Here is a 13,402-nt window from a genome sequence, read left to right as displayed (position 1 = left end):
GGACTTGTGGCTGACTCGCTGGGCGCGGCGCGGCCCTGTCAATCGTCTGCAAGGTTACTTAGAATAGCCGCTGCTGGCGTTTTCTTCCATCAATGGGCGCCGTTACCGGCTCGGCCAGAGAGACCGCTTTGACTATTATTTTTCGCTACCTCATTCGTCAGATCATGATCAGCATGATTGCTGTGTCCACCATTCTGTTGATGGTGTTCATGAGCGGGCGCTTTTTAAAGTATCTGGGTAATGCGGCAGAAGGTGAGATTTCTGCGGGCGTGCTGTTTTCAGTGATGGCCTACCGTTTTCCCGGTTTCCTCGAGCTGATTTTGCCTTTGGGTCTGTTCATCGGAATTTTGTTGGCTTATGGCCGCATGTATCTGGAAAGCGAGATGACCGTGTTGCTCGCCTGCGGCGTCAGTGAAGGCGATATTTTGCGCCAAACTCTGATTGGCAGTTTGCCGGTGATGCTGGTGGTCGCTGCCATGAGCCTGTATGTATCGCCCTGGGGCATGAAACAGGTCGAGGAGATATTCAACGAACAGCGCAAAGCCACCGAATTCGAGCTATTGGCGCCGGGGCGCTTTCAGGACTTTACCTCTGGTGGGCGAGTGACTTACACCGAAGGGCTGAGTGACGACAAGCGCGAGCTGCAGGGTGTATTTATCGCCGAGTTTGGCAAGAATGGCGAAGGTTTGACCATAATCACCGCCGAAACGGGCACCCAGTTGGTAGATGCCCAGACAGGAAGCCGTTTTCTGATTTTGAAAAACGGCGGGCGCTACGCGGGTAACGCCGGCCAGCTGGATTACAACACCACCGAATTTGAAGCTTACGGTCTAAAAATTGTCAGCGGCAAGAGTGGTACAAAAGAGCTGGAAGAAGGCCTTAGCACCGGGCAATTGATGAAGTCTAACGACCCGCAACAGCGAGCGCTGCTGCATTGGCGTTTTTCATTGCCCTTTATTGTGCCGGTGGTGACCCTGCTGGCGGTTCGGTTGAGCCGGGTAAATCCTCGTCAGGGCCGGTTCTTCCACCTGTTGCCTGCGATGTTGGTGTATATCACCTATCTCGGCCTATTGATTGTGGCTCGTGATGCGCTGGCCGATGGCAAGGTGCCAGAGTGGATTGGCATGTTCTGGGTGCACGGATTGTTTCTGGCTCTGGGGCTTTGGCTGCAGTTCGGCCCGGCCTGGTTGCGCAAGCGCCGCTTGCAGCGTGCAGAGCTCGCGGGGCCTACCCATGCATAAGATTGACCGCTATGTGATGAAAACCGTTGGCGGCGCCATGTTTTTGGTGATGGTGGTGGTGCTGTCGTTGGATTTGATTTTCGCGTTTATTGCCGAGTTGGACGGCACAGCCAATAACTACCAGACCCTGGATGCTCTTTGGTATGTGTTTCTGACGCTGCCGCGGCGGATTTACGATTATTTGCCGTTGGGCGCGTTTATGGGCTGCCTGGTGGGATTGGGTTCGATGGCCAGCTCTTCCGAGCTGACGGTTATCCGCGCCGCCGGCGTTTCCATAAAACGCATTGTCTGGTCTGCCATGAAACCAGCGCTGTTTGTGGTGCTATTGGGTGTGGGTATTGGCGAATACCTGGCGCCGCCGGCGGAGCGCATTGCGCAAAGTGAAAAGGCCGTTGCGCTGGGTGCAGGTAGCAACGTGGCCGCGGCGTCGGGTTTGTGGCATCGCGAAGGTAATGTATTTATTCACATGAATGCCGTGCAGCCCAGTGGTGTGCTTTTTGGCATTTCCATGTTCCGCTTTAACGAGCAGCGCCAGTTGTTAGCCGCCAGTTTTGCCGAGCGGGCGATTTACCAAGGCGATCACTGGATTCTTGAAAACGTACAAACCACCGAGCTGGCAGAGCAGGGCACCACCCGGGTGACTCATAACCAGCTGCGTTGGGAGTCTGGTTTGTCGCCCAGCGTACTGAGCGTATTGATTGTAAAGCCAGAGAACTTGGCGATGACCGGCCTGCTGACCTACGCCCGCTATCTGGACGAGCAGGGTTTGAGCGCGTCGCGCTATTGGTTAGCGTTTTGGAAGAAGACGTTAATGCCACTGGGAACCGCGGTGATGGTGTTAGTGGCAATTTCGTTTATTTTTGGCCCGCTGCGCTCGGTCACCATGGGCTTTCGGGTGTTTACCGGCCTGTTGGTAGGCCTGTCGTTTAAGTACATGCAAGATTTGCTGGGGCCAATGAGCGTGGTCTACGGTTTCGAGCCCATTCTGGCGGTACTGGTGCCTATCGCGGTGAACGCTGGCATTGGTATTTTACTAATGCGTCGTGCAGGTTAGTGTTAATAGGGGACAGATTTAAAATCTGTCCCCGGTTTTGGGTGTGAAGTCTGTCCCCGGTTTGCAGTCACAGCTTTTTCTTTTCGACCTCAACGACAACGCTGTCTGACATTCGGTCGGTCAGCGACAGCCCGTTAATGGGTACGAACAGAGTAAAGATCGCAGGAATGGAAAATAGCAGGCTGACAGCACCCAGGTAGTAGCCTGCCAATAATGCTAGAAACACAATAGCGGCCGCCGTCACATAACGGCGCAGAGCCTGGCTCCAGCTTACTGACAGGCCGTCCAGATTCTGAATGCGTACCCGCCACACCTGCATTCCAAGTGTTTGGCCCGCCCGGATCCAAAAATAGCCAAAAAACAGGTACAGCACCAGAAACAGGGTAAACGTCAGGCCTGGGCCGCCTTTAATCTGCCCAGCTGCCGCCATTTGTTCGTATTTTTCCCAACCGGTCAACTGGCCGGCGATCAGGGTGTATGCCCAGGTAACAACCAGCAACACAGCAATGCTGATGAGTGCGTCATAAGTAATGGCCAGGCCACGTTTTAGTCCGGTTGCTGGCGGCAAAAGCACGTCGGCATTGTGAAAGCGTTTGGGCATGCGGTCTCCGGTGATGTTTCACGTTTTTCAGGATGTTGGCGTGTGCTAGAGTAGCCGATTTGTACAATCATGTAAGTATCCGAATTCAATCGCGAACCTGGCGCAGTTTTGGTCGGGTTTATGGAAAGGTATCAAAGGGCTATGAAAACGGCAGAGTTGCGACAGGCGTTTCTTGAATACTTCAACCAGCAGGGCCATGCCATTGTTCCCAGTAGTTCACTGGTGCCGGCAGATGATCCCACTTTGTTGTTTACGAACGCGGGCATGAACCAGTTCAAGGACCTGTTTCTGGGCCGTGAACAGCGTGACTACACTCGCGCCACCAGTTCGCAGAAATGCGTGCGCGCCGGCGGCAAGCACAACGATCTGGAAAACGTCGGTTATACGGCTCGCCACCATACGTTTTTTGAAATGCTGGGCAACTTCAGCTTTGGCGATTATTTCAAGCGCGAAGCCATTAATTTTGCCTGGAATTTTTTGACTTCTGAACAGTGGCTGAACCTGCCAAAAACAAAGTTGTGGATCACGGTGTACGCCGAAGACGACGAAGCCTTTGATATCTGGAACCAGGAAATTGGCGTGCCTGCCGAGCGCATTGTCCGTATTGGCGACAACGCCGGCGGCCGCTACTCTTCAGATAATTTCTGGCAGATGGGCGATACCGGCCCCTGCGGCCCTTGTTCCGAGATCTTTTTTGACCACGGCCCCGATGTAGCCGGCGGCCCTCCGGGAAGCCCGGACGAAGACGGCGACCGCTACATAGAAATCTGGAACGTGGTGTTCATGCAGTATAACCGCACCGCTGACGGCGAAATGCTCAACCTGCCCAAACCGTCGGTAGACACTGGCATGGGTCTGGAGCGAGTGACCGCGGTATTGCAGGGCGTGCACAGTAACTATGAAATTGACCTGTTTCAGGATCTGCTGAAAGCCGCCTCTGACGTGCTCGGCGGCGTTGCCACCACCGAAGCGTCGCTGCGTGTTGTAGCAGATCATATCCGCTCCTGCTGCTTTCTGATTGGCGATGGCGTTATGCCGTCAAACGAAGGCCGTGGCTTTGTATTGCGCCGGATCATCCGCCGCGCCGCCCGCCACGGTAACAAGCTCGGTGCCAACGGCCCCTTCTTCTATAAGTTAGTAGGTGCGTTGGTTGAGTTGATGGGCGAAGCCTTCCCGCAGCTGGTCAGCAGCCACAAACAGATCGAAAAAGTACTGCTGCAAGAAGAAGAGCAGTTTGTAAAAACCCTGGATAACGGCCTGCGCCTGTTAGAACAGGACATTGCCGAGCTTAAAGGTGATGTGATTCCCGGCGAAACCGTGTTCGCCCTATACGACACTTATGGCTTCCCGGTCGACCTGACCAACGACATCGCCCGTGAACGCGGTTTGACTCTGGATTACCAAGGCTACGAAAAGGCAATGGAAGCCCAGCGCGAGCGCGCCCGGGCGGCCAGCAAATTTGGTATTGATTACAACGCGGAAAGCCTAAAGCTTGAGGGCGTGACCGAATTTAGCGGTTACCAGAATATTGATGGCCACGAGCGCATTCGCTCGGTGATTGTCGGCAGCGAACACAAAAACGCCGAAGCCGGCGACGAAGCCATCATTGTGCTGGAGCGTACGCCATTTTACGCGGAGTCTGGCGGCCAGGTCGGCGACACCGGACTATTGACCTGGAGCGGTGGCCGCTTTCAAGTAACCGACACCCGTAAAGAGGGCAACAACCACCTTCATATCGGCACGGTGGTTGAAGGTGAACTGTTCCCGGGCCTGGAAGTGGATGCGCGCATTGATCATGAGCGCCGTGAACGCACCAAGCGTAATCACTCCGCCACCCACCTATTACATGCGGCTTTGCGCAAGGTTCTGGGCGAGCACGTTAGCCAGAAAGGCTCGCTGGTAGACCCAGACAAACTGCGTTTTGACTTCTCGCATCTCGAGGCCGTCAGCGCCGCAGATCTGCAGGAAATCGAACGCCAGGTTAACCAGCAGATTCTGGAAAATACCTCGGTAGCCACAGAAGTGACCGACATGGAACAGGCCCAGGCCAAGGGCGCGCTGGCGCTGTTTGGTGAAAAGTACGGCGATTCCGTCAGGGTTCTGAGCATGGGCTCAGATGGCTACTCGGTTGAGCTTTGCGGTGGTACCCATGTTAATCGCACCGGTGATATTGGTCTAATGCGTATTACCTCTGAAAGCGGTATCGCTTCCGGCGTTCGCCGCATTGAAGCGGTCACCGGTTTTGGCGCTCTGGAATGGGTAGGCAGCGCCGAACGCACCTTGCGCGAAGCGGCCAGGCTGGTGAAAGGCTCCCGCGAGTCGCTGGTCGAGAAAGTGCAGCAGACATTGGACCGTAATCGTCAGCTGGAGAAAGAAATCGACGGCTTGAAGGCCAAGCTGGCCAGCTCGGCCGGCAGCGATTTAGCGTCGTCTGCGGTTGAAGTGGCGGGTTTAAGGGTGGTTGCTGCTGAAATGCCAGGAGCGGATCGCCAGGCGCTGATGGAAACGGCCGACCAGCTGAAAAACAAGTTGGGTGAGGGCGTCGTGGTTTTGGCTAGCGTTGAAGATGGCAAGGTCACGCTTGTATCTGGCGTGACCAAATCAGCGACCGGCAGAGTCAAGGCTGGCGACATTATGAAGCACCTGTGCGCGCAACTGGATGGTAAGGGCGGCGGTCGTCCTGACATGGCCCAGGGCGGGGGTAACGATGCCTCCAGGCTTACTGAGGTTCTGGCGGGTGTTGCTGGCTGGGTTGAAAAAAATAGTCAGTAATGCATGTTGTTGCTGCGGGCGAGGGTTTATAATCGCGCCCGATTGATTTGACGGACGGATCAACCTCCGCCCTGAGTCCCGGTCTAGACAGTGGGAATACTATGGCCCTGTATGTACAGAAATTTGGTGGCACCTCGGTAGGCACTACCGAGCGTATCGAAGCGGTTGCAGAGAAGGTTTTTAGCTTTCGTAAGGCCGGGCACGACATCGTTGTCGTGGTGTCAGCCATGAGCGGTGAAACTAACCGCTTGATTGGCCTGGCCAGTAACATTACTGATGAGCCCGGTCAGCGTGAAATGGACGTGCTTCTGTCTACCGGCGAACAGGTGACCATTGCACTCTTGTCGATGGCATTACAGAAGCTGGGTTGCGAGGCTCGTTCTTACACAGGCTCACAGGTGCGCATCCTAACCGACCGTGCCCATACAAAAGCTCGTATTCAGCACATTGATGAACAACATGTGCGTGAAGATCTGAATGCCGGCCGTGTGGTCGTGGTGGCAGGTTTTCAGGGAGTGGACGATCTGGGTGACATTACCACCCTTGGTCGCGGTGGTTCAGACACTACCGCGGTGGCCTTGGCAGCCGCGTTGAAAGCCGATGAATGCCAGATTTATACCGATGTGGACGGGGTTTATACCACCGACCCGCGAGTGGTGGATTCCGCTCGCAGGTTGACTCACATTACCTTTGAGGAAATGCTGGAAATGGCCAGTCTGGGGTCCAAAGTGCTGCAGATTCGCGCTGTGGAATTCGCAGGTAAATACAACGTTCCGTTACGGGTGCTGTCCAGCTTTCAGGAAGGCGAGGGCACCCTGATTACCATTGAGGATGATAGCACTATGGAACAACCAATCGTTTCGGGCATTGCATTCAATCGTGACGAAGCCAAGCTGACCATATCCGGTGTGCCGGATACGCCTGGCAGTGCACTGCGTATTCTGAAGCCGATCAGTGATGCCAATATTGAAGTGGACATGATTGTCCAGAACGTGGGTGAAGACGACAGAACCGCCTTTACGTTTACTGTTCTGCGTCACGACTTCAAACGCGCCGGCGATGTGCTTCGCTCGGTAGCAGCCGAGCTAGGCGCACGCGAGGTCATCGGAAACGAAAAGATCGTCAAAGTCAGTATTGTCGGTGTTGGTATGCGTTCTCACGCGGGTGTTGCCACCAAGATGTTCGAGGCACTGTCTAACGAAGGTATTAACATTCAGATGATTTCTACTTCGGAAATTAAAATTTCCGTGGTGATTGATGAAAAGTACCTTGAGCTTGCGGTACGTGCGCTTCATTCGGCTTTTGAACTGGACAAGCCCCTGGTAGAAGCTTGAAGCAATGGGTCTATGCCCGCTGTATCATCGCTTGATAGGATGTTCATTCGCTGAACCGGCTAACGCACATCCCCGTATAAGGGAATGTGCGGTTTCGGGAGGGCGCGTAATTCCGCTATAAATGTGCGCGTACGAGGCACCTATTTAAGAATAGGTCGCTTTTTCAGAGGGAGTAGGGATATGTTGATTTTAACGCGCCGCGTAGGCGAGACCCTGATGGTAGGTGACGAAATAACCGTCACTGTGCTTGGGGTAAAAGGAAACCAGGTACGGATTGGTGTGAATGCACCCAAAGAAGTTGCTGTTCACCGCGAAGAAATCTATCAGCGCATTCAGGCGGAGAAAAATTCCGATGAGGCTGAGCCGGGCAACCACTAGCGGGTCAAAAAAAAGCCGCTTGCGAATTTCAGGAGCGGTTTTTTGTTTTAAAGAACATCAAATGTAAAAAAATTCGTTCAACCCTATGAAAACATAAAAAACGTGGTAATATACGCCCCGTTCTTAAGGAGAGGTGGGTGAGTGGCTGAAACCAGTTCCCTGCTAAGGAACCGTACGCGCAAGTGTACCGAGGGTTCGAATCCCTCCCTCTCCGCCATTTCCTATTACAGGAAAGAGAGCCGGTTGATGTTGCAGTCAACCAAAGAAATGAAAGTGACCAATGCGCGGCTGTAGCTCAGCTGGATAGAGTACCTGGCTACGAACCAGGCGGTCGGAGGTTCGAATCCTCCCAGCCGCACCACTTTTTAAGTTAAGATGTCTGAACACCCAAGTTTTAGCGGCTGTAGCTCAGCTGGATAGAGTACCTGGCTACGAACCAGGCGGTCGGAGGTTCGAATCCTCCCAGCCGCACCAAATTACGACCAGAACGCCCCGATGTGTGGAAACACAGATCGGGGCGTTTTGCATTGGGCCTTCGCACCTCGCCGTACGTGTCATTACTTACCCGTATTTCCTCCCTGTTTTTCTCGAATGTGTCGGTTTTCACCCATTTGCCATCGTTGAAAATCCTCGATTTAATATAAGAACCTGTTTCAATTGATTAATTATTATCTGGCCCGGGCCTTGCTAAGTTAACAGGCAATCGGGGCCGTGCGGGCTTCGATGAGCACTAAAACAACACAATAATCCGGAGAGCATCCTTTATGAAAACCCAAGTCGTTATGGCAGTGGCATTCGCCTCCACGCTGGCCGTTGCAAATCCGGTCGCCGCCCAGGATCGGGCAGGCTGGCCTGACAACTTCACCGTAGGCACCGCCAGTCAGGGTGGCACCTACTTCGCGTACGGTGCCGGATGGGCCAACTTTGTCGCAGAAAACCTGGGCATATCAGGCGGCGCTGAAATTACCGGCGGCCCGATGCAGAATATGGCTCTGGTACACACCGGCGACCTGAAGTTTGGTCTGACCACTATGGGCCCTGCACGGGAATCCATGGAGGGCAACAGCCCAATAGCGCCAGGCATGAAAATGGACAACGTGTGCGCCATGTTCCCCATGTACGAAACGCCGTTTTCCGTAACGGCCCTGACCAGCTCGGGTATTACCTCTATTTCTGACATTCCGGATGGCGCAACCATCGGCTTTGGTCCGGCCGGCTCCACCTCAGACACCTACTTTCCGCGCATGATGGAAACGTTGGGTGTGAACTTCGAGCGCCGCAATGGCAGCTGGTCAGACTTGGGTACCCAGTTGCAGGATGGCCTGATTGATGTTGTCGCCTTTGCCGCCGGTATTCCGATTCCTGCGGTCAGTCAGCTGGAAGTGCAGACCGATGTGAACATCATTGGCATGACCGACGCTGAAGCAAAAAAAGTGGTTGATAACTTCCCCGTATCCGAATTTATCATTCCGGCCAATACCTACCAGTCTCTGGAAAAGGAATCTCGCGTAGTGTCTATGTGGAACTTCGCCATGGCCAATTGCGACGTGCCGGAGAGCCTGGTGTATGAAATTACCAAGCTGACGATGGAAAACAACGAGAGAATGGTGTCGATCCATAAGGCAGCTCAATTCTCCATTCCTGAAAATTACACCAAGAACAAAGTATTGCCGTGGCACAAAGGCGCGGCGCGTTGGTTCAACGAAAACGGTTACACCATCGAGCAAAGCAACATCAAGTAACGCTGTCACCGGGGGCGCCTGCGCCTCCGGTTAATTTGCCGGCTGCTTGCCGGCTCCGATTTGCCCGCTGGCAGGATATCCCATGACCCTCGAACAAAAACCCAAAGACTTCTCTGACATTGAGGAGAGCACAGATCATGTGCTTGCCCATGATGTGGACGAAGAACCCATAGAAAGTAATCGCCGCCTGTTTGAAGGTAACCTGCTGAAGTTTGTGACGCTGCTGGCTATTGGTTACTCGTCGTTTCACCTTTATGCTCTGAATATTGCACCTCTGGAGACCTGGTCTTTCCGGATAGTCCACATCGCTGGTGCCCTGATATTGGGCTTCATACTGTTTGCCGGTGCCCGTTTTGTGTCCGCTGAAGAGGGCGGCGTCCGCCATCGTTGGACCACCTGGATAAGCGCTGTCGCCATGCTGCCGGCGCTCTATGTTTGCTATCAGGTGTTCACGTTTTGGCAAATGGTGCAAGACGGCGCTTTGCGTATTCCCGTTAACCTGGAAACCTGGCATTTCGGCTGGCCGCTGCTCGCTGTAACGGGCGTGACAATTGTTATGAGCTGGTTTCACCAGCGTGAACGTTCGCGCTTCAGTCTGCCGGACCTGGTACTGGTGGTGTGTTCAGTTGCGGTCGCTGGTTACTTTCTGATGGCTTACAATACCTCTATGCGGATGGCGACGGGCACATCGTTTGCACCGATTGGTATCTCCTTTGCTGCGGTTGCCGGTGTTGCGCTGATAATGGAGCTGACTCGCCGTATGGCTGGCCTGGCTTTGGTTATTATCGGCCTGGTGTTCTTGGTCTATGTGTTTGCCGGGCCTTATCTGCCGGGCTTCCTGGGCTATCCTGGTTTGTCGGTACAGCGCTTTTTTAGCCAGGTTTATACCGATGCCGGTATTCTTGGGCCCACCACAGCTGTGTCGTCTACCTACATTATTCTATTCATCATTTTCGCGGCGTTTCTACAGGCCTCAAAAGTGGGTGATTATTTTGTGAACTTTGCTTTCTCCATCGCTGGTCGCTCCCGCGGGGGCCCCGCAAAGGTGTCTATTTTTGCCTCTGGCCTGATGGGTATGATCAACGGCACCAGTGCCGGCAATGTTGTGTCAACCGGTTCTTTAACCATACCGTTAATGAAAAAAGTCGGCTACAGCAAGAAGTCCGCGGGCGCGGTTGAGGCGGCTGCGTCTACCGGCGGCCAGATCATGCCACCGATCATGGGCGCAGGCGCCTTTATCATGGCGGAAATTACCGGTATTCCTTACACCGAAATTGCGATTGCCGCGATTATTCCGGCGATTCTGTATTTCGCCTCTGTGTACTTCATGGTGGATTTTGAAGCCGCCAAAACCGGTATGCGTGGCATGCGCGAAGATGAATTGCCGAAATTGCGCAAGTTGATCAAACAGTGCTACCTGTTTGTACCGATCATTATTTTGATCGTGGCGTTGTTTATGGGCTATTCGGTGATTCGTGCCGGCACCCTGGCCACCGTTTCCGCTGCGGTGGTGAGTTGGTTTTCGCCCAACAAAATGGGCATAGGCCTTATTCTGAAGGCATTGGAAATGGCGTCTTACATGGCCATCCAGATTATCGTGGTATGTGCCGCAGCTGGCGTGATTGTGGGCGTTATCTCGCTGACTGGCGTGGGCGCGCGATTCTCGGTGTTGCTGCTGGACGTGGCCGCGACCAGCCAATTGCTGGCACTGATCTTTGCCATGTTCATTTCCATTTTGTTGGGCATGGGGATGCCCACCACGGCTGCGTATGCGGTGGCCGCGTCGGTGGTAGCTCCAGGGCTGGTACAGCTGGGTATCGAACCTCTGACGGCGCACTTCTTCGTGTTCTACTTTGCCGTCGTTTCCGCGATTACTCCGCCGGTGGCTTTGGCATCTTACGCCGCAGCCGGTATTTCCGGGGCCAACGCCATGGAAACCTCGGTGGCGTCGTTCCGCATTGGTATTGCTGCCTTCATTGTTCCATTTATGTTCTTCTATAATGGCGCTTTGCTGATGAACGCCGAATGGTTTGAAATTGTCCGTTCGCTGGTCACCGCGCTGTTTGGGGTTTATATCCTGTCAGGCGGTGTACTGGGCTGGTTTGCTGAGGTTTCAGCGTCGTGGGTCATACGCATAGTGCTGATTACAGCGGCCTTGCTGATGATTGAGGGCGGCTGGCTAACGGATCTGACGGGTATCGGTATGGCGGTCGCAGCTTATATCAGTCAGCGCCAGCGCCGTGAACGCTCGGCAGTAGCCTGAGTTTCGGCGCCAAGCCGGCGCAGAATAACCCATAAGTGGTGTTGTACTGTGCCGGTTTGGCGCTCGCCTTGGGGTTTTTAACGGTGCTTTTAATGGTGTTTTAGAGGCCAGTGTATGTTCTTTCGTTTTGGCGCTGTGCTGATGTTTTTGGTGGTGCTTGCAGCGGCCTGGATTCTTGGCGGCTGGGTAGGGTACCGCCAGGTAGAGCAGGAAAGCCTGGTGGAATCTTTCCGTTATCGCCAGTTAGTGGCCAATGAGCTCAACCGCTACCTGCCCATTCCCGAATTGATGGCCGAGCATCCGCTGCTGGCGACTGCGTTGAGCGCGCCAGACAACATGGATGTTATTCTGCAGGCCAATGAGGAAATGCAACGCATGGCCACCATTGTAGGCGGCTCAGATGTATATCTGATGGATATGTCTGGGTTGACCATCGCGGCCAATAATTATAAGCAGGCTGGCAGCTTTGTCGGTCGCAACTTCAGTTTCCGGCCGTATTTTTTCGAAGCGATCGAAAGAGGCGGTTCTGCTATTTATTTTGCTTTGGGTTCCACCTCAGGGGTGCGCGGCCTGTATTTTTCCCATCCGGTTCGTGACGAACACGGGCAGGTGCTAGGAGTAGTGGCGGTAAAAGTGCTGGTGCATGAACTGGAATCTCAGTGGGCACGGCCGTCCTTAAGGCGCGAAGCAGAAATGCTGGTGTTGGATGCCGCTGGAGTCAGTTTTCTGTCCAGCCAGCCCCGTTGGCTGTTCCGTGACTTTACTGGCAGCGATAGTCCTGCACCCGGCGAGGCCTCGCGCCGACGCTATCCGGAGCGGGATCTGGAACCGGTTCAGCTCGATTATCTGGATAAACCTTGGGGCTTGTCGGGTCAGTCCGGCACCGTTCGCGTTCGTGAAAATGGCGGTGGTCATGAATACCTCAGTGTTCGCACGCCGCTGCCACGAATGGACTGGACGCTGCAGATAATGGTGAGTACCCAGTCGGTTATCTGGACGCGCCTGGGTTTTGTGCTTGGAGGTATGGCGCTTTACTTTGGGGTGTTGCTGACCTGGCTGTACATGCGTGAACGCTATCGCCGCGAGGCCGAACTGGCCCTGCGAGGCCAGCAGTTGGAGTTGAACGTGGCTGAGCGCACCGCGGACCTTGAACGTTCTAACCAGATGTTGGTTGAAGAGATACAGCAGCGAGAGCAAGCCCAGACTGACCTGCGGGAAACCCAGCAGGAGCTGATACAGGCCGCAAAGCTAGCGGTGTTGGGGCAGATGTCGGCGGGCCTGAATCATGAAATGAGCCAGCCGCTGACCGCAATTCAGACCTACGCCCGCAACAGTCGGCGCTTTCTGCAAAAAGGCGCCAGCAATATGGTAGACGCCAACCTGGTAGAGATCGTGCTGCTGTGTGACAAAATGGCAGAACTGACCCGCCAGTTCAAAGTATTCGCGCGCAAATCCGAAGGGCCACCCAGCATTGTCGATTTACGCCCGGCGGTGGACGCCTCTTTGAAAATCATCGCGGCGCAGAAAAACAGCGGCAACATTGATATTCAGTGGCAGCGACCACTGCAGCCAGTGTGGTGCCATGGTGACCAAATCCGCATCGAGCAGGTGCTGGTGAATCTTCTGACCAACGCAGTGCATGCGCTAGAGGGTTGCGCGCAGCCGGTTATCACCATAGACGTGGTGTGGCATCAGGGCTGTTGGCTGTGCCGGGTGCGCGACAATGGCGGGGGCCTGCCGGCTAATACCGAACAGCTGTTCGAACCGTTTTACACCACCAAACCTGTTAAGCAGGGCCTGGGGCTGGGGCTATCCATCTCGCGCCAGATTGTTGATGCGCTTGGCGGCCGCTTAAGCGGCCGCAATCGCAGCGATAGCGCGGGCGCGGAATTTGAATTCACACTGAAAAAGCGGGACACCCCGGTATGAGTCAAACTGACGTAATCTTCGTGGATGATGAGCCGGATATACGTAAAGCCATTGCCCAGGCCCTGACCCTGGATGATCTGGCGGTGAC

9 protein-coding genes and 3 tRNA genes are annotated in these 13,402 nt (G+C 54.4%); 11 read left to right on the top strand and 1 reads right to left on the bottom strand.

Going from position 1 to position 13,402, the window contains the following annotated elements; translation table 11 throughout:
* Positions 1-92 precede the first annotated feature (92 nt).
* Both lptF and lptG read left to right on the top strand, forming a co-directional pair.
* Positions 93-1,241: an LPS export ABC transporter permease LptF gene (gene lptF, locus MELB17_RS15310; RefSeq protein ID WP_007351201.1), complete on the top strand. Its 1,149-nt coding sequence runs from the start codon at positions 93-95 to the stop codon at positions 1,239-1,241.
* Positions 1,234-2,295: an LPS export ABC transporter permease LptG gene (gene lptG / locus MELB17_RS15305; RefSeq protein WP_007351200.1), complete on the top strand. Its 1,062-nt coding sequence runs from the start codon at positions 1,234-1,236 to the stop codon at positions 2,293-2,295. Before lptF ends, lptG begins: the two co-directional genes overlap by 8 nt.
* A 67-nt stretch (positions 2,296-2,362) precedes the next feature.
* On the opposite strand, the gene MELB17_RS15300 is transcribed toward lptG, so the two are convergent.
* Complete coding sequence (locus MELB17_RS15300) at positions 2,363-2,896, bottom strand: RDD family protein (protein ID WP_007351199.1); 534 nt, start codon at positions 2,894-2,896, stop codon at positions 2,363-2,365.
* Between the two features lie 141 nt (positions 2,897-3,037).
* On the opposite strand from MELB17_RS15300, the gene alaS reads away from it, so the two are divergent.
* The 9 genes from alaS to MELB17_RS15255 all read left to right on the top strand — a co-directional run bounded on the left by alaS (position 3,038) and on the right by MELB17_RS15255 (position 13,314).
* Positions 3,038-5,668 (top strand): alanine--tRNA ligase, encoded by a 2,631-nt coding sequence (gene alaS, locus MELB17_RS15295; protein ID WP_007351198.1) that lies wholly within the window; start codon positions 3,038-3,040, stop codon positions 5,666-5,668.
* 101 nt (positions 5,669-5,769) lie between these two features.
* Complete coding sequence (locus MELB17_RS15290) at positions 5,770-7,002, top strand: aspartate kinase (RefSeq protein WP_007351197.1); 1,233 nt, start codon at positions 5,770-5,772, stop codon at positions 7,000-7,002.
* Positions 7,003-7,182: 180 nt separating this feature from the next.
* Positions 7,183-7,380 carry a carbon storage regulator CsrA gene (gene csrA / locus MELB17_RS15285; protein ID WP_007351196.1) on the top strand — a complete coding sequence of 66 codons (198 nt, stop codon included), beginning with the start codon at positions 7,183-7,185 and terminating at the stop codon, positions 7,378-7,380.
* A gap of 127 nt (positions 7,381-7,507) precedes the next feature.
* Positions 7,508-7,597: transfer RNA gene (locus tag MELB17_RS15280), tRNA-Ser, on the top strand.
* A 67-nt stretch (positions 7,598-7,664) separates the two neighbouring features.
* Positions 7,665-7,741, top strand: a tRNA-Arg gene (locus tag MELB17_RS15275).
* 36 nt (positions 7,742-7,777) lie between these two features.
* Positions 7,778-7,854, top strand: a tRNA-Arg gene (locus MELB17_RS15270).
* 290 nt (positions 7,855-8,144) lie between these two features.
* Positions 8,145-9,122, top strand: coding sequence for a TAXI family TRAP transporter solute-binding subunit (locus MELB17_RS15265; protein ID WP_007351195.1), 978 nt, complete (start codon positions 8,145-8,147; stop codon positions 9,120-9,122).
* Positions 9,123-9,204: 82 nt separating this feature from the next.
* A complete protein-coding gene (locus tag MELB17_RS15260; protein ID WP_007351194.1) occupies positions 9,205-11,385 on the top strand; it encodes a TRAP transporter permease in 2,181 nt (726 codons plus the stop codon).
* Between the two features lie 114 nt (positions 11,386-11,499).
* Entirely contained in the window at positions 11,500-13,314 is a 1,815-nt protein-coding gene (locus MELB17_RS15255) for a sensor histidine kinase (protein WP_007351193.1), read from the top strand.
* Positions 13,315-13,402: the final 88 nt, after the last annotated feature.

This window comes from Marinobacter sp. ELB17, assembly GCF_000169375.1.
Taxonomy (GTDB): domain Bacteria; phylum Pseudomonadota; class Gammaproteobacteria; order Pseudomonadales; family Oleiphilaceae; genus Marinobacter.
Note: the sequence above shows the minus strand (reverse complement) of the source record. Positions and strands in the feature narration are given on the sequence as shown.

What these genes read in the sequence shown, in the direction of transcription:
- lptF (WP_007351201.1), top strand. Translation starts at nt 93, where the DNA reads ATGGGCGCCGTTACCGGCTCGGCCAGAGAGACCGCTTTGACTATTATT.
- lptG (WP_007351200.1), top strand. Translation starts at nt 1,234, where the DNA reads ATGCATAAGATTGACCGCTATGTGATGAAAACCGTTGGCGGCGCCATG.
- MELB17_RS15300 (WP_007351199.1), bottom strand. Translation starts at nt 2,896, where the DNA reads ATGCCCAAACGCTTTCACAATGCCGACGTGCTTTTGCCGCCAGCAACC.
- alaS (WP_007351198.1), top strand. Translation starts at nt 3,038, where the DNA reads ATGAAAACGGCAGAGTTGCGACAGGCGTTTCTTGAATACTTCAACCAG.
- MELB17_RS15290 (WP_007351197.1), top strand. Translation starts at nt 5,770, where the DNA reads ATGGCCCTGTATGTACAGAAATTTGGTGGCACCTCGGTAGGCACTACC.
- csrA (WP_007351196.1), top strand. Translation starts at nt 7,183, where the DNA reads ATGTTGATTTTAACGCGCCGCGTAGGCGAGACCCTGATGGTAGGTGAC.
- MELB17_RS15265 (WP_007351195.1), top strand. Translation starts at nt 8,145, where the DNA reads ATGAAAACCCAAGTCGTTATGGCAGTGGCATTCGCCTCCACGCTGGCC.
- MELB17_RS15260 (WP_007351194.1), top strand. Translation starts at nt 9,205, where the DNA reads ATGACCCTCGAACAAAAACCCAAAGACTTCTCTGACATTGAGGAGAGC.
- MELB17_RS15255 (WP_007351193.1), top strand. Translation starts at nt 11,500, where the DNA reads ATGTTCTTTCGTTTTGGCGCTGTGCTGATGTTTTTGGTGGTGCTTGCA.